Source organism: Phenylobacterium sp. GW821-FHT12F10 (assembly GCF_058806695.1).
The window spans coordinates 13,581-36,371 of record NZ_JBXAPY010000001.1; the positions used below are offsets into that span (position 1 = coordinate 13,581).

At 68.6% G+C, this 22,791-nt stretch carries 20 protein-coding genes and 1 pseudogene; 12 read left to right on the forward strand and 9 right to left on the reverse strand.

Annotated features, from left to right (window positions below):
- Positions 1–34 precede the first annotated feature (34 nt).
- The 4 genes from AC1RN5_RS00085 to arsB all read left to right on the forward strand — a co-directional run bounded on the left by AC1RN5_RS00085 (position 35) and on the right by arsB (position 3,202).
- A complete protein-coding gene (locus tag AC1RN5_RS00085) occupies positions 35–1,072 on the forward strand; it encodes a substrate-binding domain-containing protein (RefSeq protein ID WP_493041457.1) in 1,038 nt (345 codons plus the stop codon).
- Between the two features lie 107 nt (positions 1,073–1,179).
- Positions 1,180–1,551, forward strand: coding sequence for an ArsR/SmtB family transcription factor (locus AC1RN5_RS00090; protein ID WP_493039275.1), 372 nt, complete (start codon positions 1,180–1,182; stop codon positions 1,549–1,551).
- Positions 1,551–2,078: an arsenate reductase ArsC gene (locus AC1RN5_RS00095; protein WP_493039276.1), complete on the forward strand. Its 528-nt coding sequence runs from the start codon at positions 1,551–1,553 to the stop codon at positions 2,076–2,078. Before AC1RN5_RS00090 ends, AC1RN5_RS00095 begins: the two co-directional genes overlap by 1 nt.
- A gap of 71 nt (positions 2,079–2,149) precedes the next feature.
- Entirely contained in the window at positions 2,150–3,202 is a 1,053-nt protein-coding gene (arsB, locus tag AC1RN5_RS00100; RefSeq protein ID WP_493041458.1) for an ACR3 family arsenite efflux transporter, read from the forward strand.
- Here the strand turns inward: arsB and AC1RN5_RS00105 are convergent.
- From AC1RN5_RS00105 to AC1RN5_RS00115, 3 genes and pseudogenes are all read right to left on the reverse strand, one after another.
- Positions 3,199–4,296, reverse strand: coding sequence for a glycosyltransferase family 4 protein (locus tag AC1RN5_RS00105; protein ID WP_493041459.1), 1,098 nt, complete (start codon positions 4,294–4,296; stop codon positions 3,199–3,201). The genes arsB and AC1RN5_RS00105 overlap by 4 nt on opposite strands.
- A gap of 111 nt (positions 4,297–4,407) precedes the next feature.
- A pseudogene (locus tag AC1RN5_RS00110) lies at positions 4,408–4,602 on the reverse strand (TetR/AcrR family transcriptional regulator); the annotation flags it as partial.
- A 45-nt stretch (positions 4,603–4,647) separates the two neighbouring features.
- Positions 4,648–5,466, reverse strand: a complete 819-nt coding sequence (locus tag AC1RN5_RS00115; protein WP_493039277.1) for a UDP-2,3-diacylglucosamine diphosphatase — start codon at positions 5,464–5,466, stop codon at positions 4,648–4,650.
- A 151-nt stretch (positions 5,467–5,617) separates the two neighbouring features.
- On the opposite strand from AC1RN5_RS00115, the gene AC1RN5_RS00120 reads away from it, so the two are divergent.
- Positions 5,618–6,253: a TetR family transcriptional regulator gene (locus AC1RN5_RS00120; protein WP_421933211.1), complete on the forward strand. Its 636-nt coding sequence runs from the start codon at positions 5,618–5,620 to the stop codon at positions 6,251–6,253.
- 283 nt (positions 6,254–6,536) lie between these two features.
- On the opposite strand, the gene AC1RN5_RS00125 is transcribed toward AC1RN5_RS00120, so the two are convergent.
- On the reverse strand, positions 6,537–8,282 hold the full coding sequence (locus tag AC1RN5_RS00125; protein WP_493039278.1) for a DUF885 domain-containing protein: 1,746 nt from the start codon (positions 8,280–8,282) through the stop codon (positions 6,537–6,539).
- A 119-nt stretch (positions 8,283–8,401) separates the two neighbouring features.
- Between AC1RN5_RS00125 and AC1RN5_RS00130 the strand changes: the two genes are divergently transcribed.
- Complete coding sequence (locus AC1RN5_RS00130) at positions 8,402–9,802, forward strand: amino acid permease (protein WP_493039279.1); 1,401 nt, start codon at positions 8,402–8,404, stop codon at positions 9,800–9,802.
- Here AC1RN5_RS00130 and rfbA read toward each other — a convergent pair whose 3' ends face one another.
- The 3 genes from rfbA to rfbB are packed head-to-tail and all read right to left on the reverse strand — an operon-like array spanning position 9,803 to position 12,641.
- Positions 9,803–10,699, reverse strand: coding sequence for a glucose-1-phosphate thymidylyltransferase RfbA (gene rfbA, locus AC1RN5_RS00135; protein ID WP_493039280.1), 897 nt, complete (start codon positions 10,697–10,699; stop codon positions 9,803–9,805).
- A complete protein-coding gene (gene rfbD / locus AC1RN5_RS00140) occupies positions 10,696–11,595 on the reverse strand; it encodes a dTDP-4-dehydrorhamnose reductase (RefSeq protein ID WP_493039281.1) in 900 nt (299 codons plus the stop codon). Before rfbD ends, rfbA begins: the two co-directional genes overlap by 4 nt.
- The gene (gene rfbB, locus AC1RN5_RS00145; protein ID WP_421933205.1) at positions 11,592–12,641 is read right to left on the reverse strand and encodes a dTDP-glucose 4,6-dehydratase; all 1,050 of its coding nucleotides are present in this window, start codon (positions 12,639–12,641) and stop codon (positions 11,592–11,594) included. Before rfbB ends, rfbD begins: the two co-directional genes overlap by 4 nt.
- 255 nt (positions 12,642–12,896) lie before the next feature.
- On the opposite strand from rfbB, the gene AC1RN5_RS00150 reads away from it, so the two are divergent.
- A complete protein-coding gene (locus tag AC1RN5_RS00150; RefSeq protein ID WP_493039282.1) occupies positions 12,897–14,483 on the forward strand; it encodes an MATE family efflux transporter in 1,587 nt (528 codons plus the stop codon).
- On the opposite strand, the gene AC1RN5_RS00155 is transcribed toward AC1RN5_RS00150, so the two are convergent.
- Positions 14,480–15,694 carry a serine hydrolase domain-containing protein gene (locus AC1RN5_RS00155; protein WP_493039283.1) on the reverse strand — a complete coding sequence of 405 codons (1,215 nt, stop codon included), beginning with the start codon at positions 15,692–15,694 and terminating at the stop codon, positions 14,480–14,482. The genes AC1RN5_RS00150 and AC1RN5_RS00155 overlap by 4 nt on opposite strands.
- A 284-nt stretch (positions 15,695–15,978) precedes the next feature.
- On the opposite strand from AC1RN5_RS00155, the gene AC1RN5_RS00160 reads away from it, so the two are divergent.
- The 4 genes from AC1RN5_RS00160 (at position 15,979) to ribB (ending at position 20,957) form a co-directional block, all read left to right on the forward strand.
- Positions 15,979–17,313 (forward strand): acyl-CoA dehydrogenase family protein, encoded by a 1,335-nt coding sequence (locus tag AC1RN5_RS00160; RefSeq protein WP_493039284.1) that lies wholly within the window; start codon positions 15,979–15,981, stop codon positions 17,311–17,313.
- A gap of 127 nt (positions 17,314–17,440) precedes the next feature.
- Positions 17,441–19,216, forward strand: a complete 1,776-nt coding sequence (locus AC1RN5_RS00165; RefSeq protein WP_493039285.1) for a class I adenylate-forming enzyme family protein — start codon at positions 17,441–17,443, stop codon at positions 19,214–19,216.
- Positions 19,213–19,794, forward strand: coding sequence for an NADPH-dependent FMN reductase (locus AC1RN5_RS00170; protein WP_493039286.1), 582 nt, complete (start codon positions 19,213–19,215; stop codon positions 19,792–19,794). The genes AC1RN5_RS00165 and AC1RN5_RS00170 overlap by 4 nt, the downstream gene beginning before the upstream one ends.
- Positions 19,791–20,957: a 3,4-dihydroxy-2-butanone-4-phosphate synthase gene (ribB, locus tag AC1RN5_RS00175; RefSeq protein ID WP_493039287.1), complete on the forward strand. Its 1,167-nt coding sequence runs from the start codon at positions 19,791–19,793 to the stop codon at positions 20,955–20,957. Before AC1RN5_RS00170 ends, ribB begins: the two co-directional genes overlap by 4 nt.
- Here ribB and AC1RN5_RS00180 read toward each other — a convergent pair.
- A complete protein-coding gene (locus AC1RN5_RS00180; RefSeq protein WP_493039288.1) occupies positions 20,954–21,424 on the reverse strand; it encodes a hypothetical protein in 471 nt (156 codons plus the stop codon). The genes ribB and AC1RN5_RS00180 overlap by 4 nt on opposite strands.
- A 601-nt stretch (positions 21,425–22,025) precedes the next feature.
- On the opposite strand from AC1RN5_RS00180, the gene AC1RN5_RS00185 reads away from it, so the two are divergent.
- The gene (locus AC1RN5_RS00185) at positions 22,026–22,697 is read left to right on the forward strand and encodes a DUF1013 domain-containing protein (RefSeq protein ID WP_493039289.1); all 672 of its coding nucleotides are present in this window, start codon (positions 22,026–22,028) and stop codon (positions 22,695–22,697) included.
- Positions 22,698–22,791: the final 94 nt, after the last annotated feature.

The following is a 22,791-nucleotide window of genomic DNA, read 5'->3' on the forward strand; positions in this document are numbered from 1 at the left end:
GCGAACGAGGAGATTTCAGATGAAGACCGTTCAAGTGAAGACCCTGCTGGGCTGCGTCGCCGCCGCCGCCCTGTTGGGCGCCGGGGCGCCCGCCTGGGCCGCCCGGGACTATGTCTGGGCCGCCGGCTCGTCCACCGTCTTCCCCTTCGCCACCCGCGTGGCGGAGAACTACGCCAAGAAGACCGGCGCCAAGTCTCCCAAGGTCGAGAGCCTGGGCACCGGCGGCGGCATCAAGCTGTTCTGCGGCGGCGTCGGTGACGCCTTCCCGGACATCGCCAACGCCTCGCGTCCGATGAAGAAGTCGGAATTCGACGCCTGCGCCGCCAAGGGCGTGAAGGACATCGTCCAGATCAAGATCGGCTTCGACGGCATCGTCGTGGCCACCGACAAGGACGGCGCCGACTACGCCTTCAAGACCGAGCACCTCTATCTCGGCCTGGCCGCCAACGTGCTGCGCACCGGCAAGTTCGTGAAGAACCCCTACACGACCTGGGATGAGATCGGCGCCGGCCTGCCCGGCAACCGCATCCTGGTCTACGGCCCGCCGCCCTCCTCGGGCACCCGCGACGCCTTCGTCGAGCTGGCCATCGAGGCCGGGGCGCGCAAGTTCCCCACCGCCGACGCCCTGCGCTCGGACAACGAGAAGAAGTTCAAGGAACTGGTCGACCCGCTCCGCAAGGACGGCTGGGTGGACGCCGGCGAGAACGACAACGCCATCGTCGGCACCCTGACCAAGACGCCCGGCGCGCTGGGCGTGTTCGGCTGGTCCTACCTCGAAGAGAACATGGACAAGATCAAGGGCGCCAGCGTCAACGGCGTGAAGCCCTCGCCGGGCAGTATCTCCGACGGCTCCTACCCCCTGTCCCGTTCGCTCTACATCTATGTGAAGAAGTCGCAGATCGGCGTCACCGCCGGCCTCCAGGACTTCGTCAACGAGTTCGTCTCCGACGCGGCCACCGGCCGGGGCGGCTACCTGCAGAGCCGCGGCCTGATCCCGCTGCCGGCCGGCCAGCACGACGGCCAGCAGGCGGTCGCCGCCAAGCTCACCCCCATGGCGCGCCCGGCTTCCTGAGCCCCCTCAAGTCGGACAAGCCAAGAGCGCCGCGGTCCCTCGGGATCGCGGCGTTTCTTTTTGCGCGCCGTCTCGCATCTGTCGCATATTTCGACTAATATCGAACTATGGAACTCAAGCCCGCCATCGCCAGCCTCTCCGCCCTGGCCCATGAAGGCCGCCTGGAAGTCTTCCGCCTGCTCATCAAGGCCGGCGCCGAGGGCCTGCCGGCCGGGGAGATCGCCCGCCGCCTCGAGGTGCCCCCCAGCAGCCTCTCGGCCAATCTCAACCTGTTAAGCCACGCGGGCCTCGTGCAGTCGCGGCGCGAGGGCCGCTCGATCATCTACACCGCCGACTACGGCGCGATGAGCCGCCTGATCGGCTTCCTGCTGGAGGATTGCTGCGCGGGGTCCCCCGAGGTCTGCGCGCCGCTGTCGGCGATCCTCGACCGGGCCGCCTGCTGCGCGTCGGCGGACGCCCCGACCCTGGAGGCCGTCTGATGACCTCCGCCAAGCCGCTCAATGTCCTCTTCCTCTGCACCGGCAATTCGGCCCGCTCGATCCTGGCCGAGGCGATCATGAACCGGGCCGGAGCCGGCAGGTTCAAGGCCTGGTCGGCGGGCTCCATGCCGGCGGGGCAGGTCAATCCCCACGCCCTGGCCCTGCTGGAGAAGCTGAACTATCCGACCGAAGGCCTGCGCTCCAAGCCCTGGGATGAGTTCTCGCGGACCACCAATCCCGACGCGCCGGAGCTCGATTTCGTCTTCACCGTCTGCGACAACGCCGCCGGCGAGGTCTGCCCGATCTGGCCGGGCCAGCCGATGAGCGCCCATTGGGGCCTGCCCGATCCGGCGGCCGTGGAGGGGACCGAGGCCGAGAAGGCCGTCGCCTTCGCCGACGCCTACCGGATGCTGAACAACCGCATCGGCATCTTCATCAACCTGCCCCTCAGCTCGCTGGACAGCATGTCCCTGCAGAAGCGCCTCAACGAGATCGGCAAGACCCAGGGCGAGCCCCGGCCGGCCTGACCGCCCCGCCCCCGACAGGAACCCCTCCCTTGGCTTCAACCTCCCCCGCGCCGGCGCCCACGCCCGCGCCCATGTCCGCCTTCGAGCGCTTCCTGACTCTCTGGGTGGCCCTGTGCATCGTCGCCGGGGTGGCGCTCGGGCACCGTTTCCCTGAGGTCTTCCAGACGATCGGCGGCCTCGAGGTGGCCCGGGTCAACCTGCCGGTGGCCGGGCTGATCTGGCTGATGATCATTCCCATGCTGATGAAGGTCGACTTCGGCGCCATGCGCCAGGTGGGTCGCCACTGGCGGGGCATCGGGGTCACCCTGTTCATCAACTGGGCGGTGAAGCCCTTCTCCATGGCCGCCCTCGGCGCCCTGTTCATCGGTTACCTGTTCCGGCCCTGGCTGCCGGCGGGCGAGATCAATTCCTACATCGCCGGCCTGATCATCCTGGCGGCGGCCCCCTGCACGGCCATGGTCTTCGTCTGGAGCAACCTCACCCGCGGCGAGCCCAACTTCACCCTCAGCCAGGTGGCCCTGAACGACGCCATCATGGTGGTGGCCTTCGCCCCGATCGTCGGCCTGCTGCTGGGGCTCTCGGCCATCACCGTGCCCTGGGAGACCCTGCTGCTCTCGGTGGGACTCTATATCGTCGTGCCGGTGATCCTGGCCCAGGGCCTGCGCGCCGCCCTGCTGCGGCGCGGCGGCGAAGCGGGCCTCAAGCGGGTGCTCGACCGCATCGGGCCGGTGTCGCTCACCGCCCTGCTGGCCACCCTGGTGCTGCTGTTCGGCTTCCAGGGGGAGCAGATCATCGCCCAGCCCGCCATCATCGCCCTGCTGGCGGTCCCGATCACCATCCAGGTCTATTTCAACTCCGGCCTGGCCTATCTGCTGAACCGCGCCGCCGGGGAGGCCCACTGCGTGGCCGGCCCCTCCGCCCTGATCGGCGCCAGCAACTTCTTCGAGCTGGCGGTGGCCGCGGCCATCAGCCTGTTCGGCTTCACCTCCGGCGCGGCCCTGGCCACGGTGGTGGGCGTCCTGATCGAGGTGCCGGTCATGCTCTCGGTGGTGGCAATCGTGAACGCCAGCAAGGGCTGGTACGAGGCCGGCGCGGCGGTCCGCCGGGTGGCGGCGAAGAGCTAGGCTGCTTCCGGCCGCCGGCGCCGCACTCGGGCCAGGCGGCGCAGGCGCCGCCAGAACCGGGTCTTCTCCGGCTCGGGATAGGGCTGCAGGTTGCGCACGAAGTCCTCGGCGCAGGCGCGCCAGGAGAAGCCTTCGGCGAAGGCGCGCACCTTCTTGCGATCCAGCTTCAGGGCTTCCAGGCAGGCCTCGCGCAGGCCCTCGGTGGCGCTGCCGGCCAGCACGCCGGCGTCGCTGCCGGGGATGATGTCGATGGGGCCGGGCGCCGGATAGGCCGCCACCGGCGTCCCCGTGGCCATGGCCTCCAGGATCACCAGGCCGAAGGTGTCGGTGAGCGAGGGGAAGACGAAGACGTCGGCGCAGGCGAAGTGCGCCGCCAGCTCCTCGCCCATCTTGAAGCCGCGGAACACCACCTCCGGGTACTTGGCCTTCAGCTCCTCGGTCTGGGGGCCGTCGCCCACCACCACCTTGGTGCCGGGCAGGTCCAGGCCCAGGAAGGCCTCGATGTTCTTCTCCACCGCCACCCGGCCCACCGACAGGAAGACCGGTCGCGCCAGGCCCTCATAGACGTCGGGCTCGCCGGCGCCGCGCGGATGGAAGGCCTCGGTGTCGACGCCGCGGGACCAGGCGGTGATGTTGCGGAAGCCGTGATGCTCCAGCTCGTCGCGCATGGTGGGCGTGGCCACCATCAGGCGTCCGGACGGCTTGTGGAACCACTTCATGTAGGCGTAGCCGGCCGCCAGGGGGAGCGGCAGGCGGGCCGAGACATATTCCGGGAATCGGGTGTGGTAGCTGGTGGTGAAGGGCAGCTTCCACTCCACGCAGATCCGGCGCGCCGCCAGGCCCAGCGGCCCCTCGGTGGCGATGTGGATGGCCTCGGGCTCGAAGGCCTTGAAGCGCTCCTGCACCGGCTCGTAGGTGCCGACCGCCACCTTGATCTCGGCATAGGTGGGCAGGGGGAAGGTCTTGAACTGGTCGGGGCTGATCACCTCGACCGTGTGGCCCATCTCCCGCATCTCCTTGATGACCCGGGTGAGGGTGCGGACCACCCCGTTCACCTGCGGCTCCCAGGCGTCGGTCACCACCATGATGCGCATCGGCTTGAGGCTGTCGCGCGGGGCGGTGATGGCGTCGCGCACCCGGGCCCGCGAGGGCCGGGGCGGGGTCAGGGCCTGGGTCTGCAGCCAGGCCCAGAAGGCGCCCATCAGGGCTTCGCGGGTGGGGAAGTGGCGGTAGACGGTGCGCTCGCCGACCTTGGCCTCGGCGGCGATCTCGGCGAAGCTCAGCTCCTCCAGCCCGCCGGACTCCAGGCGGGTGGCCACCGCCCGCAGGATCTGGTCATGCGTCTCGGCCTTCTGGCGATCGCGCAGATTGGAGACATAGCGAGTTGGGGGCATCGTCATGACAGTCGCACTGTCATCAGCCGGCCTGCGCTGTCAAGAACCGTGTTACGCCGCAACGGGTTCGAGGATCGCCTCTTCCACAGTGTCGACGGTGCGGGTGATGGCCGACCAGGATCGGATCTTCGTCCACTCCAGGATTTCCAGCCGTCCGTCCGGGTGTTCCACCAGGGCCGAACAGCTCTCCACCCAGTCGCCGTCATTGATATAGACGATCCCGTCGATGTCGCGCATCTCGGCCTTGTGGATGTGGCCGCAGATCACGCCGTCCACGCCGCGCCGGCGGGCCTCGTCGGCCACGGCGGCCTCGAAGTTCTCCACGAACTGCAGGGCGTTCTTCACCCGGGTCTTCAGATAGGCCGACAGGCTCCAGTAGCCGAAGCCGAGCCGGCGCCGGGCCCGGTTGAACAGGGTGTTGGCCGCCAGCAGGGCCCGGTAGGAATAGTCCCCGAGGATCGCCAGCCAGCGGGCGTGCTGCACCACCCCGTCGAACTCGTCCCCGTGGGTCACCAGGAAGCGCTTGCCGTCGGCGGTCTCGTGGATGGCGTCGCGGGCCACCACCACCCCGCCGAAATGGACGCCGGTGAACTCCCGGACCCGGTCGTCATGGTTGCCCGGCACATAGATGACGTTCACCCCCTTGCGGGCCAGGCGCAGGATCTTCTGCACCACGTCGTTGTGGCTCTGCGGCCAGTGCCAGCCCGAGCGCAGCTTCCAGCCGTCGATGATGTCGCCCACCAGATAGAGGCTGTCGCACTCGATGTGGCGGATGAAGTCGAGCAGCAACTCCGCCTGGCATCCCTTGGTCCCCAGATGGACGTCGGAAATGAACACGGTGCGATAACGCCGGATTCCGAAATCGGCCATCGAGGACCCCCTGGTGAGCAGCCAACGCCTGCCGGTTAGGCTGATTGCATGTCACTCTCATGAAACCGATCGTGCCTCTTTCGAAGCGGGGCCTTTGAGGGTAAGGGATTGGTCAGGCCGACCCTCCCCAGGTCTCCCCAATCAGGTCCCGATGGACGCCCGTACCTATCCTGCGAAGGAGACGCCGAAGTCTCGGCGTACCCGCGCACGCATCTTGGACGCCGCCATGCGGTTGTTCGCCGAAGTCGGCTATCACGCCGCCACCAACGCCATGATCGCGGACGCCGCGAACCTGACTCGTGGCGCGATGCTCTACCATTTCGCCAGCCGCGAAGAGCTGGTGGAGGCCGCCGTGGCCTATATCGAGGTGGAGCGGGCCCGCCTGTTCGAACAGGCGGCCTCGGCGCCCGCCGCTCCCGGAGTCGACGCCTCCGAGCACGCGATCGACGCCTACTGGGCCCTGCTGCACGAAGCGCCCTTCGTGGCCTTCGCGGAGCTGGAGACCGCCGCGCGGACCGATCCCATGCTGCGGGTGCGCCTGGCCGCCGCCCAGAGCGCCTTCGACCGGGCGCAGGTGGGCGACCGTTTCCTGGCCCTGGCCCAGGCCGGCGAGGATCCCCGGTTCCAGACCAGCCGCGACCTCGGCCGTTTCCTGCTGGAGGGCTTGGCCAAGGGCGCCATGACCTATGACGAGCCGGCGCGCAAAGAGCGCCTGCTGACCGTGGTCAAGCGAGCCGTGCGGGTGTTGAACCGCAAGGGCGATGTTCAGGAACTCTGGCCCGACTAGGCCCGGGGTTTCAGAGGGTCGCGAGCAGACCCACGAAGGCGATGGCCTTCACGGCCAGGTACCAGAAGATGGCGTTCAGCCCGAGGAAGCCCGCCACGAGGGCCAACCTGTAGAGACTTGGACGCCTGGATGCGCGGCCTGGAAAGGCGTTCGCCATCAATATTTCCTCCGCTGCTGCTTGGTTCGGGGGGTGCAGCTAAGCTTCGTAAGTCGTGGGCCGATTCATTGTGAATGTCTCGGCGACCTAATGTCGCCTATCAAACGTTGAAGCGCGAGAAATGTTTCATCGCGCCCGCTCCGCCGCGATCCAGCCGTCGATGCGGGTTTCCAGCAGGTCCAGCGGCAGGGGCCCGGCCAGCAGGACCGCGTCGTGGAAGCGGCGGATGTCGAAGCGGTCGCCCAGGGCGGCCTGGGCCTTGGACCGCAGCTGGACGATCTTCATCTCGCCGACCTTGTAGGCCAGGGCCTGTCCCGGCCAGGACACGTAGCGGGCCAGTTCCACCTCGATATTGAGCGGCGACAGGGCGGTGTTGTCGGTGAAGCAGGCCCGGGCCTGGTCGAGGCTCCAGCCCTTCCAGTGGATGCCGGTGTCGGCCACCAGGCGGCAGGCGCGCCACATCTCGTAGGACAACCGGCCGAACCGCTCATAGGGGTCGCGATAGATCCCCATCTCCCCGCCCAGCTTCTCGGCATAGAGGCCCCAGCCTTCGGTGAAGGAGGTGACCCCCGCCTCGCGCCGGAAGGTGGGAACGCCCTGCAGTTCCTGGCCCAGCGCGATCTGCAGGTGATGGCCTGGGACGGCCTCGTGCAGGGTCAGGGCCGGCAGCTCGTAGAGGGGGCGCTGGTCGAGCTTGGCGGTGTTGACCATGTAGCCGCCGGCGACGCCCTGGGCCGGGCTGCCGGTGAAGTAGCGGCCGGTGGTGTAGTTGGCCTCGATGTCGGCGGGCACCGGCCGCACGCCATAGGTCAGGCGCGGCAGGGTGGCGAACCAGCCCGGCAGCTTGTCGTCGATCCGCTTGGCGATCCGCGAGGCCTTCTCCAGCAGGTCCTCCCGCGAGGTGGCGTAGAACCGCGGATCGGACCGCAGCATGGCCAGGAAGGCCTTGAAGTCGCCCTTGAAGCCGGTCTCGGCGATCACCCCGTCCATCTCGGCCCGGATCCGCGCCACCTCGGCCAGGCCCGCCGCGTGGATCTCGTCGGGCGTCATCTTGGTCGTGGTGTGGTCGGCCGCCAGCCAGCGGTAGTAGCGTTCTCCGTCGGGCAGGCTGCGGGCCGCCAGGGATTTGCGGCTGGCGGGCAGGTATTCCTTCTCCAGGAAGGTGACGAAGTCGCGCTGGGCGGGGCGGACCTTGTCGCGCACCACGGCGACCGCCTCGGCCCGCAGGGCGGCCTGCTCGGCGGCGGGGATCGCCGGGGGCAGGTCCCGGAACGGGGTCAGCAGGACGTCGCCCTCCACGGGGGCGGCGGTCATCTCCCGGGCGCGGGCCAGGACCTGGTCATTGGTGCTGCGCGGCTGGGTGAAGCCGGTCTTCACCCCACGCCGGGCGTTGGCGATGCTGGCGGCGTAATAGGCCGGAATGGCGTTCAGCCGGTCGAGCCAGGCCCGAGCGTCGGCCCTGGAACGAATCGGGGTGGTGGCGGCCAGGTAGCCGAGGGTCTGGTGGAAGCCGCCGTCGGAATTGAACGGCATGCGCGCCTCGTCGAAGGCCAGGCTTTGCACCTGCCGGTCCAGGGTCCAGGCCAGGAAGTCGCGGTTCAGCCGCGCCTCCGTGGTCAGGCCGGCGGCGTCGATGCCCGCCAGCCGCGCCTGGAAGGCCTTCAGCGCCTTGGATCGCGCCGCGTCGGCGGCCGGGGTCACGTCGGGCAGGCGCGACAGGGCCGCGCGATCCCCCTGGCCGCCCGCGGTGATGGGATCGTCGGCCAGGGCATAGGCCTCGTAGTCGGCCACCAAGGCGTTAAGCGGCCGGTCGTCGGCCAGGGCCGGCCCGGCGAGCAGCAGAATCACCAGGGCGAAAAGGGCGCGACGCATGGGCATATCCTTCGAACGACGCGCCAAGCTGGCGCCGGGGCGGGTCCCTGCCAAGCCCTTGCGGCCCGCCCGCGGGGCGCCCCATGCTCGCCCCGGCTGCAGACGCGGGGGGACGGTTCATGAGCTTCATCACACGCCGCAAGGCGATCGCCCCCCACGTCCATGCCGAGGGTGAGCACCGGCTGAAGGCCACCCTGAGCTGGCCTCACCTCATGGCGCTGGGCATCGGCGCCATCATCGGCACCGGGATCTACACGCTCACCGGGGTGGCGGCGGGCCTGGCGGGGCCGGCGGTGATTCTGTCCTTCGCCGTGGCCGGCGCGGTCTGCGCCTGCGCGGCCCTCTGCTACGCCGAGATGGCCAGCCTGATGCCCCACGCGGGCAGCGCCTATTCCTACACCTACGCCACCCTGGGGGAGCTGGTGGCCTGGGTGATCGGCTGGAGCCTGATCCTCGAATACACCCTGGTCTGCAGCGCGGTGTCGGTGGGCTGGTCGGGCTACGCCTCCGGCCTCATCGAACAGGCCCACTGGGCCGTGCCCAAGGCCCTGCTGGCCGGACCCGAGGCGGGCGGCCTGGTCAACCTGCCGGCGGTCTTCATCGCCCTGGCGGTGACTGGCATGCTGCTGGTGGGCACCCGCGAGAGCGCCACGGTGAACTTCATCCTGGTCTGCGTGAAGCTGGTGGCCCTGGCGGGCTTCGTGGCCCTGACCCTGCCGCACTTCGACGCCAGCCACTTCACCCCCTTCGCCCCCTTCGGCTTCGGGGCCCACGAGGCGGACGGCGCCAAGTACGGAATGATGGGGGCCGCGGCGATCATCTTCTTCGCCTTCTACGGTTTCGACGCCATCTCCACGGCGGCCGAGGAGGCCAGGAACCCCAGCCGCGACCTGACCATCGGCATCGTCGGCTCCATGCTGGTCTGCACCCTGATCTACATGGTGGTGGCCGCCTGCGCCCTGGGCGCCTCGCCCTACGACGTTTTCTCCAAGGATCCGGCGCCGCTGGCCTTCGTCCTGAAGCAGCTGGGCCAGCCGCAGGCCGCCGCCTGGGTGGCCGGCGCCGCGGTGATCGCCATGCCGACGGTGATCATGGTCTTCATGTTCGGCCAGAGCCGGGTCTTCTTCGCCATGGCCAGGGACGGGTTGTTGCCCCGCTGGCTGGCGGCCGTCACCCCGCGCGGGGTGCCCAGCCGCGTCACCATCCTGACCGGCGTGATCGCCGCGGTGATCGCCGGCGCCATGCCCCTGTCGGAGATCGCCGCCCTGGCCAACGCCGGCACGCTGGCGGCCTTCATCGCCACCACCCTCGCGGTCCTGGCTCTGCGGCGCTCTGCGCCCGACCTGCCGCGCGCCTTCAAGACGCCTCTGGTCTGGGTGATCGGCCCGGCCGGGGTGCTGGGCTGCGTCTATCTGTTCACCAGCCTGTCGGCCAAGACGATGATCTTCTTCGCCGTCTGGAACCTGGTGGGCGTGGCGGTCTACCTGGCCTATGGCCGCGCCCGCAGCCGGCTCGCCTAGCTACTCCGCCGGTTCCTCGGACCCGCGCGGCCGCTCGGCGAGATCGCGCAGGTAGCGGCCGTATTCGCTCTTGGCCTGGATGCGGCCCAGCTCGGCGAGTTGGGCGTTGTCGATCCAGCCCTGGCGGAAGGCGATCTCCTCGATGCAGCCGATCCGCAGGCCCTGGCGCTGTTCGAAGGTGCGGATCAGTTCGCCGGCCTGGATCAGGCTGTCGTGGGTGCCGGCGTCCTCCCAGGCGAAGCCGCGGCCCAGCAGCTCGACGTGCAGGTCGCCTTCCTCCAGGTAGATCTGGTTCAGGGCGGTGATCTCCAGCTCCCCGCGCGCCGACCGCTCCAGGGTCTTGGCGAAGGTCGAGGCGCGGCTGTCGTAGAAATAGAGGCCGGTGACCGCATAGTTGGACTTCGGATGGGTGGGCTTCTCCTCGATGCCCAGGGCCCGGCCGTCCGCGCCCAGCTCCACCACGCCGTAGCGCTCCGGATCCTGCACCGTGTAGCCGAACACCGTGGCCCCCCGGGTCCGGGCGTCGGCCGAGCGCAGCATCTGGCTGAAGTTCTGGCCGAAGAAGATGTTGTCGCCCAGGATCATCACGCTGGGCTCGCCGCCCACGAAGTCCTCGCCGAGGATATAGGCCTCGGCCAGGCCGCCAGGGGTCGGCTGGACGATATATTCGAACCGCACGCCCAGCTGCGAGCCGTCCCCCAGCAGGCGCTTGAAGCCCGACTGGTCCTCCGGCGTGGTGATGATCAGGATCTCGCGCACCCCGGCCAGCAGCAGGACCGACAGCGGATAATAGATCATCGGCTTGTCGTAGATCGGCAGCAGTTGCTTGGAGACCGCCAGCGTCAGCGGGTGCAGGCGCGTGCCCGAGCCGCCGGCCAGGATGATGCCGCGCCTCATGCGGTCACCGCCGCAAGGTTCAGGTCTTCGATGGTGTCCTCCAGCGCCTCGCGCCACGGCCGCAACGTCAGACCAAAGACGCTCCGAAGCTTCACCGTGTCCAGTTCGCAGTTCAGCGCGCGGCGCGCCGGGGTGGGAAAGGCGCTGCTGGGCACCGGTTGCATGGCCGGCAGGGCGCGGCCGGGCCAGGCCAGTTCGAAGATCGCCTGGGCCATCTCATAGCGGGTGGCGACCCCGTCATTGACCAGGTGCAGCAGGCCCCATTCCGGCGCGCCGGCGGGCAGGCGCGAAAGGCGCTGGGCCTGGCTGAGCATGAAGCCCGCCACGTCGCCGCTGGCGGTGGGGCAGGCGCGCTGGTCGTCCACCACCTTCAGCAGGGGCTGGGTGGCGCCCAGCTTCAGCATCATCTGCAGGAAGTTCTGCCCGAAGGCCGAGAACAGCCAGGAGACCCGGGCCACCAGGGCGCGGTCGCAGTGGTCCAGCACCGCCTGCTCGCCGGCCAGCTTGGAGGCGCCGTAGACGTGCAGAGGATTGGTGGCGTCGGTCTCGACATAGGGGCCGGCCTTCTCGCCGTCGAACACCATGTCGGTGGAGATGTGGATCAGGGGCACGCCACGGGCCTGGCAGGCCCTGGCCATGGCCTCGGGGGCCCGGGCGTTCACCGCATGGGCCAGGTCCGGTTCGCTCTGCGCCTTGTCGACGGCGGCATAGGCGGTGGCGTTGAACACCAGGTCGATGTCCGGCGCCTCGCCGATGGCGCGGGCCACGGCCTCGGTGTCGGTGACGTCCACATCGGCGCGGGACAGGGCCTTGACCGCCACCCCGCCGCTGGAGCGGAGCAGCATCTCCCGGGCCAGCTGCCCGGTGGCGCCGAACTGCAGGATCGTCGTGGTCATGCCGTGGCGAGGCCCAGGCGCTCGGACTGGAAGCCGCGCTCGCGGATGGCCTCCCACCAGGCGCGGTTCTCGACGTACCAGCGGACGGTGTCCTCCAGGCCGGCGGCCAGGTCGGTCTTGGGCGCCCAGCCCAGTTCGTTGGCCAGCTTGCTGGCGTCGATGGAGTAGCGGAAGTCGTGCCCCGGGCGGTCGGCCACGAAGGTGATCCGCTCGGCGTGCGGCACATTGGCCGGGGCCAGCTTGTCCAGGTGGGCGCAGAGGATCTTGATGACCTCGATATTGCGCAGGTTGGAGTCGCCGCCCACGCAATAGGTCTCCCCCAGCCGGCCCTTCTGCAGGACGGTCAGCAGGGCGTCGGCATGGTCGTCCACGTGCAGCCAGTCGCGCACCTGGCGGCCGTCGCCATAGACCGGGATGGTCTTGCCCTCCATGGCCCGCAGCACCACCGTCGGGATCAGCTTCTCGGGAAATTGGAAGGGGCCGTAGTTGTTGGCGCAGTTGGTGATCACCGCCGGCAGGCCGAAGGTCCGGTTCCAGGCCCGCACCAGGTGATCGGCGCCGGCCTTGCTGGCCGAATAGGGCGAGTTGGGATCGTAGGGGGTGTCCTCGGTGAAGGCCCCGTCTTCTCCCAGCGCCCCGAACACCTCGTCGGTGGAGACGTGGTGGAAGCGGAAGGTCGCCTTCTTCGCAGGCTCCAGGCTGTTCCAGTAGGCCCGCGCGGCCTCCAACAGGACGGCGGTGCCCAGGACGTTGGTGCGCACGAAGTCCAAGGGCCCGTCGATGGCCCGGTCGTTGTGGCTTTCGGCCGCCAGGTGCATCACCGCGTCCGGCCGATGTCGGGCGAAGATGGCCTGGACGGCCGCGGCGTCGCAGATGTCGGCCTGCTCGAAGGCGTAGAGCGGCGAGGCCGAGACCTCGGCGACATTCTCCAGATTGGCCGAGTAGGCCAGGACGTCGAGGTTCACCACCTCATGGCCGTCCGCCACGGCCCGTCTCACGACCGCCGACCCGATGAACCCGGCGCCGCCCGTAACAAGGATTTTCATGGAGTCTTTCGTAAGCGATGGCGGCGGTCTTGCCACGTCAATTCCCGCAGGGATTGCCTCTAACAGGAGATCGCCTTCGGCTCAAATCGCGCGACGCGTGACGCTTTTTCGCAAGGGCCGTGCTTGAGGCGGTGGGACGGGGCGCCTAATGTCTTCTCAACTCGCTCCCTCGCATTTTCGGGGATCACGCCGCGCCTCCGCATTTTCGGAGACCAGTCGAAGGCGGGCGGCGCGTGTCGCGCCTTGGGGATGGCTGTGGTTTCGAGTTCAGACGACGGGCCGGTTGCGGCCCCCACCGGCGGGCCCCGGCCCGGCTTCCCCCCGGGCGGACCCCGCGGTCCTGGTGGCCCGGGCGGTCGCTTCGGCGGCAAGGACCTGACCACCGGCCCCATCGGCCCGACCCTGATCGCCTTCGCCCTGCCGGTGATGGGCTCCAACATCCTGCAGTCGCTGAACGGCTCGGCCAACGCCATCTGGGTCAGCCACGTGCTGGGGGAGGCGGCGCTGACCGCCACCTCCAACGCCAACATCATCTTCTTCCTGATGCTGGGGGCGGCCTTCGGGGTCAGCATGTCGGCCAACCTCCTGATCGGCCAGTCGATCGGGGCCGGCGACCGGGCCATGGTCAAGCGGGTGATCGGCACGGCCACCACCTTCTTCCTGGTGCTTTCGATCGCTGTGGGGGTGAGCGGCTATACCTTCACCCCAGCCATTCTGCGCGCCATGGGCACCCCGGCGGACGCTGTCCAGGACGCCATCACCTATCTGCGGGTGATCTTCCTGGCCATGCCGTTCATGTACTTCTTCTCCTTCGTCATGATGGCGCAGCGCGGGGCCGGCGACAGTCGGACACCCTTCTATTTCTCGCTGTTCGCGGTGGGGATGGATGTCATCCTCAATCCCATCCTGATCACCGGTTTCGGTCCCGCGCCACGCATGGGGATCGCCGGCTCGGCCATGTCCACCCTGACCAGCCAGACCATCACCCTGGGCATCATCCTGGTCTATCTCTACCGCACCAAATCGATCCTGGTGCTGCGCCGCGATGAGTGGAAGCTGCTGAAGCCCGAGTGGGAGATCCTGAAGACCATCGTGGTCAAGGGCATGCCCATGGCCTTCCAGATGCTGGTGATCTCAGGCTCTGCGGTGCTGATGATCAGCATGGTCAACACCTATGGCTCGCATACCGCGGCGGCCTACGGGGCGGCCACCCAGCTCTGGACCTATGTGCAGATGCCGGCCATGGCGCTGGGCGCCGCGGTCTCCTCCATGGCCGCCCAGAATGTGGGCGCGGGCCGGATGGACCGGGTCGACAAGATCGCCGGGATCGGCTCGCTCTACGCCGCCCTGCTCAGCGCCGGGCCGGTGCTGCTGATCTACCTGATCGAGCCGATCATCCTGCACCTGTTCCTGCCGGTGGGCAGCCCGTCCCACCCCATCGCCATGCGGATCAACATGTTCGCCCTCTGGGGGTTCATTCCCTTCGGCGTGTCCTTTGTGCTGTCGGGCATCGTGCGGGCCACGGGGTCGGTCTGGCCGCCGCTGTTCGCCATGATCATCTCGATGTGGATCGTGCGCGTGCCCTTCGCCCACACCCTGATGCCCTATATGGGCGCCGACGCCATCTGGTGGAGCTTCCCGCTCGGCAGCATCACCTCCTGCGTCCTGGCCGCGGCGTGGTACCGCTGGGGCCCGTGGCGCAACGCCCGCCTGATGAAGTTCAGCCCGCATGGTGACGCGCCCTCGACGGGCCTCAGCCCGCCCGGCGGCCTGGAGGAGAGCGAGGCCTCCGAAGCCGTCGCCGAGGCCGGCCAGCCGCTGGCGACGCCCTCCAAGGCCTAGGGTTCGACCAGGGCCGAATAGACCAAGGTCCGAAGCTCCCGCCGGATTGGATAGCTGGAGGACGGCAGGACCTGGGTCATGAACACCACCTGGATGTCCTCCACCGGATCGACCCAGAAGGCCGTCGAGGCCGCGCCGCCCCAGTAGTACTCGCCCGGGCTCGAGGTCAGCATGGCCTTGACCGGATCGAAGGTGACCGCGAAGCCGAGGCCGAAACCGACCCCGGCGTTGGTGGCCTCCGAAAACAGGGACCGCGAGAGCTCCGTCAGGTCCTGGCCGCCGGGCAGGTGGTTCGAGGCCATCAGCTTCAGGGTCCTGGGGGCGATCAGCCTCTGACCGTCCAGCACCCCGCCGTTCGCCAGCATCTTGCAGAAGGCCATGTAGTCCTTGGCCGTGGACACCAGGCCGCCGCCGCCGGAGTGGAAACTGGGCGCCTGCAGATAGGGGCTGGTCTCCGGGTCGTCCTGCAGGGTGAGGCCGCCGGAGGGGGTGGCGTTGTAGCAGGCGGCGAAGCGGGGACGCTGGTCCTCCCGGACCTGGAAGCCGGTGTCGGTCATCTTCAGGGGATCGAAGATGCGGCTCTGGAGGAAGGTCTGGAAGGGCAGGCCGGAGATGCGCTCCACCAGCACCCCCAGGACGTCGGTGGAGATCGAGTAGTTCCACGCCTCGCCCGGCGAGAACTCCAGGGGCAGCTTGGCCAGCTCGCCGACGAAGCCGTCGAAGTCCAGGCCATGGGTGTCGGCGATCTTCAGCTTGCGGTAGGCGGCGTCGACATTGCCGCGGTTCTGGAAGCCGTAGGTCAGGCCCGAGGTGTGGCGCAGCAGGTCGATCATCTGCATGGGCCGGGCGGGCGGCGTGGTCATGTACGGGCCGGTCCCGGCGGCGAAGACCCCCAGGGTCTTCCACTCGGGGATGAAGCGGCTCACCGGATCGTCCAGGGCCACCAGGCCCTCCTCCACCAGCATCATGAAGGCCAGGCTCGTGATGGGCTTGGTCATGGAATAGATGCGGAAGACGGTGTCGGTGGCCACGGGCTTGCCGCGCTCGCGGTCGGCCTGGCCCAGCAGGGTCTCGTGGACCAGCTCGCCCCGGCGCACGATCTGGACCTGGGCGCAGGGGATGCGGCCCGGCTCGACATAGCGGCCGGCCAGGAAGCGATCGAGCTTGCCGAGGCGCTCGCTGGAGAAGCCGAATTTCTCGGGCCGGGTCATGGGCGGGTCCTTGCTGCGGGTGGCGCCCCACCGTGCCCGGAGCCGGCCGTCGGTTTCAACAGCAAGTTCGCCGACTTGGCGCCCCGCCAGGAGGGTGGAGCGAAGAATTTCCTGAAAATGCGCGATGGGCGCCGTTGCGTAACTCGAACAGGCGTTTGATAATGTCCATATGACCGGCGGCCTAAGGGTCTGTCCGGTCGCGGAATTTTACGCCGGCGTCGCTCTACGCCATACCGGTTTTAGGAAAAATGAGCCGCAGCCCGCGGCGACATGGGAGGCCATAGATGGCTTGGGATTTTGAGACCGACCCGGAGTTCCAGAAGAAGCTGGACTGGATCGAGGACTTCATGCGCGAGGAGGTCGAGCCTCTGAGCCATCTGGGCATGGCCGTCCATGGGCCGCTCGGCCGCGAGAAGTTCATCAAGCCGCTGCAGCAGAAGGTGAAGGACCAGGGCCTGTGGGCCTGCCACCTGGGTCCCGAGCTGGGCGGCCAGGGCTTCGGCCAGCTGAAGCTGGGCCTGATGAACGAGAAGCTGGGCCGCAACGGCCTGGCCCCCACCGTCTTCGGCTGCCAGGCGCCCGACACCGGCAACGCCGAGATCATCGCCCACTACGGCACCGAGAAGCAGAAGGAACAGTACCTCTGGCCGCTGCTCAACGGGGACATCCGCTCGGCCTTCTCGATGTCCGAGCCCACCGGCGGTTCCGACCCGCTCACCTTCAAGACCCGCGCGGTTCTCGACGGCGACGAGTGGGTGATCAACGGCGAGAAGTGGTTCTCCACCAACGCCCGCTTCTCCAAGGTGCTGGTGCTCTACGCCGTCACCGATCCGGACGCCAAGGACCCCTACCGCCGCACCTCGATCTTCCTGGTGCCCACCGACACCCCTGGCGTGGAGATCATCCGCAACGTGGCGGTCGGCGGCGGCGGCGAGATCGGCGGCGGCACCGAGGGCTATGTCCGCTACAACAACGTGCGGGTGCCCTATGACGCCCTGCTGGGGGATCGCGGCGCGGCCTTCGTCATCGCCCAGGTCCGCCTGGGCGGCGGCCGGGTCCACCACGCCATGCGCACGGTCGGCTCCTGCAAGCACGCGCTGGACCTGATGTGCCAGCGGGCGGCCTCGCGCAACACCCGCGACGGCAAGCTGGCCGACCTGCAGATGGTGCAGGCCGACATCGCCGACAGCTGGATCGCCCTGGAAAGCTTCCGCCTGCTGGTGCTGCGCACCGCCTGGCTGATCGACAAGCACAAGGACTACAACCTGGTGCGTAAGGACATCGCGGCCATCAAGGTCATGATGCCCAAGGTCTATAACGACATCGCCACCAAGGCGGCCCACCTGCACGGCGCGCTGGGGGTCTCCAACGAGATGCCCTTCATGCACATGGTCACCAGCTCGCTGGTCATGGGCATCGCGGACGGCCCCACCGAGGTGCACAAGGTGACCTTGGCCAAGCAGGTCCTGAAGGATTACCAGCCCGACAACGACCTGTTCCCGAAGTACCACATCCCGCGCCTGCGCGAGGAAGCCCACGAGAAGTACGCCGACGAACTGTCGGACCTGAAGAAGGACTACGAGAAGCTGCGCGGCGCCCGGGAAACCGAGAAGGCCTGAGGCGGACTTCGATCCAGGCCCTTTCCGGTTCCGGAAAGGCGCGACAATGTGGGGGCGGCTCCTTTGCGGGAGCCGCCCTTTGCATGCCCCGACATTTCCAACGCCCCCATATTCCGACGAGATTTGCATGACCGACGTCCAGACCCCCTCCCAGGCGGGCTCCGCGGCCCCGACGTGGCCGGTGATGAGCATCAGTGAGGCCCACGCGCGGCTGACGGCGCCCGGCCAGCGGTTCGAGATGGAGGAGACGACGATCCGCGGCGTGAAGACCCGGGTCTGGAAGAACGCCCCGGCCACCCTGCGCGACGTCTTCCTCAACGGCCGCGGCTTTCCCGAGCGGGAGTTCCTGATCAACGACGATGAAAGGGTGAGCTATGAGGCCTTCGCCCGCGCCACCCTGGCCCTGGCCCACCGGCTGTCCGCCGACGGGGTGAAGAAGGGCGACCGGGTGGCGGTGATCATGCGCAACCTGCCCGAATGGCCCGTCGCCTTCTGGGCCGGGATCCTGCTGGGCGCCATCGTCACCCCCCTGAACGCCTGGTGGACGGGCGCCGAGCTGGAATACGGCCTGGCCGATTCCGGGGCCAAGGTGGCCTTCGTCGACGACGAGCGGCTGGAACGCCTGGCCGACCACCTGAAGGCCCTGCCGGACCTGGAGCGGGTCTATGTCAGCCGCCTGCACGAGGCCCGCGGCGACGGGCGTGTGAGCCGGCTGGAGGACGTGATCGGCAAACCCAACGCCTGGCAGGCCCTGGCCGACAGCCCGCTGCCGGCGGTGGAGATCGGACCCGAGGACGACGCCACCATCCTCTACACCTCAGGGACCACCGGAAAGCCGAAGGGGGCGCTGGGCACCCACCGCAACATGACCTCCAACATCATGGCCAGCGGCATCGCCGCGGCGCGCAACTTCCTGCGGGCCGGCAATCCCCTGCCCGAGAGCGATCCCCACAAGCTGCCCCAGCGCTGCACCCTGCTGGTGGTGCCGATGTTCCACGCCACGGGCCTGTCGGCCAATCTCAGCCCCAGCATGAACGCCGGCGGCAAGATCGTGATGATGCGCCGCTGGGAGCCGGAGGCGGCCATGAAGCTCATCGAGCGCGAGCGGGTCAGCTCCACCGGCGGGGTTCCCACCATCGCCTGGCAGCTCATCGAGCATCCGGCGCGGGCCAAGTACGACCTGTCGTCCCTGGTGGCGGTCTCCTACGGCGGCGCCCCCTCGGCGCCGGAGCTGGTCCGCAAGATCGTCGAGGTCTTCCCGGCCTCACAGCCCGGCAACGGCTGGGGCATGACCGAGACCACCGCCACCTTCACCAGCCACCTGGGCAAGGACTACGAGGCCCGCCCCGACAGCGCCGGGCCGGCCGCTCCGGTGGGGGAGATGCAGATCCGCGACCCCGCCGACGGTGTGACGGTGCTAGCCCCCGGCGCGGTGGGCGAGCTGTGGGTCAAGGGCCCGCAGGTGGTGAAGCTCTACTGGAACAAGCCCGAGGCCACGGCCGAGACCTTCGTCGACGGCTGGCTGCGCACCGGCGACCTGGCGCGGGTGGACGAGGAGGGTTTCCTGTTCATCGTCGACCGGGCCAAGGACATGCTGATCCGGGGCGGCGAAAACATCTACTGTGTCGAAGTCGAGAATGTTTTGTATGACCATCCCGACGTCATGGACGCGGCCCTGGTCGGCGTTCCGCATAAGACGCTCGGTGAGGAACCGGCGGCCGTGGTGCATCTGAAGCCCGGAGGGACGGCCACGGAGGCCGACCTGAAGGCCTGGGTGCGCGAGCGGCTGGCGGCGTTCAAGGTCCCGGTCAAGGTCGCCTTCTGGCCCGAAACCCTGCCCCGCAACGCCAACGGCAAGATCCTCAAGACCGAGCTGAAGAAGGTGTTCGAGGAGTCGGCATGAGTTCTTTGGCGCGAAAGCCGCTGATCGTCGGGATCGGCGGCACCGTCCGCACCGGATCCTCCACCGAGAAGGCGCTCACCGTGGCGCTGAGGGCGGTGGAGGCGGGCGGCGGCGAGACGCGCCTGCTGGGCGGGGAGTTCCTGGCCAGCCTGCCGATCTACAATCCCCAGCCGGGCGGCCCCACGGCCGAGCAGCAGGTGCTGACCGAAGCAGTCCGCGTCGCCGACGGGGTGATCGTGGCCAGCCCCGGCTACCACGGCTCGATCTCCGGGGTGATCAAGAACGCCCTGGACACCCTGGAGGGCCTGCGCGATGACGCCCGGCCCTATTTCACCGACCGCGCCGTGGGCTGCATCATCACCGCCGACGGCTGGCAGGCCGCCGGAACGACATTGACCACGCTGAGATCGATCATACATGCCCTGAGGGGCTGGCCGACGCCGTTCGGTGCGGCCCTGAACGCGAATTCCGGTTCCTTCGACGCCGAAGGAGCCTGTGTGGACCCGAAGGACGCCTGGCAGCTGGCCACGGTGGGAGAGCAGGTCCTGGAGTTCGCCAAGCTGAGAGCCGCCCGATGAAACGCCCGTATCTCGTCCAACCCGGATCCTCCGCCTCCGACGGCGGCAGCGGCGGCGAACAGGCCCACGAGTCGGCGATCTCGCCGATCGAGGACATCATCGAGGACGCCCGCAACGGCCGCCCCTACATCCTGGTGGACGCCGAGGACCGGGAGAACGAGGGCGACGTCATCATCCCGGCCCAGTTCGCCACGCCCGACCAGATCAACTTCATGGCCAAGCACGCCCGGGGCCTGATCTGCCTGTCGATCACCGCCGAACGCGCCCGCCAGTTGCGCCTGCCCCCCATGGCGGCGGAGAACCGCGAGGGCATGGGCACCGCCTTCACCGTCTCCATCGAGGCCGGCGAGGGGGTCACCACGGGCATTTCGGCCCATGACCGCGCCCACACCGTGGCCGTCGCCATCGACCCCACCAAGGGCGTCGACGACATCGTCTCGCCCGGTCACGTCTTCCCGTTGGTGGCCCGCGACGGCGGCGTGCTGGTCCGCGCTGGCCACACCGAGGCCGCGGTGGACATCTCCCGCATGGCGGGCCTGAACCCGGCCGGGGTGATCTGCGAGATCATGAAGGACGACGGGTCGATGGCGCGCCTGCCCGACCTGGTGGGTTTCGCGCAACTGCACGGCCTGAAGATCGGCACCATCGCCGACCTGATCGCCTATCGCCGGCGCACCGAGCGTCAGGTGGAGCGGGTGCTGGAGACGCCCTTCGACTCCGCCTTCGGCGGCCGCTTCCGCATGGTGATCTACCGCAACATCCTGGACGGCACCGAGCATGTGGTCCTGACCCGGGGCAAGATCGATCCCGACAAGCCGACCCTGGTGCGCATGCACCGCGTGGACTTCGCCGCCGACATGCTGGGCCATACCGAGGCGCGCCGCGACTACGTGCCCCGCGCCCTGCAGGCCATCGCCGACTATGACGGGGCCGGGGTGGCGGTGTTCATCCGCGACTCCAACCCGGCCTGGCTGTCGGAACGCTACGGCGCGGAGCCGGGGACCGATCACGGGGCCAACGTGCTGCGCGACTATGGCGTGGGCGCCCAGATCCTGCTGGATCTCGGGGTGCGCGACATGACCCTGCTGTCCAACTCCTCCACGGTCCTGCCGGGCTCGGGCGGATACGGCCTGCGCATCGTGGGCCGCACGCCGCTGAGCTAGGCGGCGACGCCCTGGGCGCTGACCTGGCCGGTCCAGGCGTCGGGCTGGGCCCGCAGCCGCCAGTGGCCCCGCTCCAGGACTACGGCGCCGCTCTCGGCCAGGCTCCGCAGTTCCTCCATCACGCGCGACTCCTGGAAGCTGCGGTTCCAGCGCCGCTCCAGGGACTCCATGATCTCGCCGGTGTCGGCGCCCTCGTCATGGGCGCGCAGAGCCGCCAGGATCATGTCGTTCAGGCTGCGCTTGATCCGGCCTCGGGGCAGGCCGGTCTTGCGCGCGCGTTCGGTCTTGGGGGCCGGGAGGGGCGTGTCCTCCTCGGCCAGCAATGGCGCGCCGTCGAGGGCGGCGAGCGCGATATTGACCGCGCGCAGCTCCTCCTCGAAGGGCGCGGCGGCCTTGGCGCGCGCGGCCAGCATCTGTTCCTGTACTTCGGCCCGGTGCTGCAAGAGCAGTTTGCGGATAGCGTTCATCGGTTGTTTTCGGCGCGCCCGGGGGGGCATAGCGGCGCGGCGCCTTGGTTGAAAGGTTTGCGACAGATCGTCTCAGGTAGATGTCGTTTTATGCCTCCGAAATCTTTCCGAAAGTGTACTTTTTCGACCCGATTTGGGGTTTTTATAGTTAACGCGACTTAATTTTTCTGCCCGATAACTGTTCAATGGGGCGGCGACGACCCCATGACGAACCGGGCTGAGACGCATCAAGCTTTTGATTTTCCACATGAAAGTCTCTCGTCGCCCTGGCTGGCGCGGCCGGCCGAAGGGGAGGAGCCAGGATTCCGCGCGAAAACGCCGGCACGCCCAGAACGCGTAAGGTCGTTAAATTCCCCGGAGGCGAGATTGGCGCGGCCACCCGCGCCTCGTCCCCGAGATCGGCGCCGGCCGCCACGATCATGCCGGCCCGGCCGGACAAGCCTGGAACCCCAGCCTCCGGGAGGGCCCGATCTTGAAAGATCTCACCGGCCGTTAAGCTTGCGATTGTCGTTTTCTTGGGCGCGGAACGGGCCTATATGACGCCTGCTACTTATGCACCGCCCGGCCGAAAGGCCGGGCGCCGTCATTTTCGGAGCCCGTCATGACCGACATTCTGATGCCGAAGGCGACCGCCGTCTGGCTGGTCGACAACACCTCGCTCACCTTCGAACAGATCGCCGATTTCTGCGGCCTCCACCCCCTGGAAGTGAAGGGCATCGCCGACGGCGAAGTGGCCCGCGACATCCGCGGCGCCGACCCGATCGCCAACGGCCAGCTGTCCCGCGAGGAACTGGACGCCGCCCAGGCCAGCGACAAGTACCGCATGGTCGCCCAGAAGAGCCGCCACGCCGAACTGCTGAAGCCGGTGAAGAAGGCGCCGCGCTACACCCCGGTGTCGCGCCGCCAGGACCGTCCGGACGCCATCGCCTGGTTCATCCGCAACCACCCCGAGGTGGCCGACAGCCAGATCGCCCGCCTGCTGGGGACCACCAAGGCCACCATCGATCAGGTGCGTAACCGCCAGCACTGGAACGCCGCCAACATCAAGCCGGTGGACCCGGTGACGCTGGGCCTCTCGACCCAGCTTGAGCTGGACGCGGTGGTTCGCAAGGCGGCCGACAAGAAGGCCAAGGACGACGCCCGTCGTGGCATCGTCGAACCGGACGGCGCGACCCTGGAGCCGGCCTCGGTCACGGGGGCGTCCCAGCTGGAGGCGGCCCATGAGGACGTCGCCGAAGACACCCATTACGACGACGACGACGCGGAAGATTGATCAGAACCCAGGGCGGACGGAGCCCTGAGCCGACGCGTCGCGCGCGGCTCAGGGACGTCCCCCTTCAGGGCGTGACGGCCTGGAGCGGTTACCG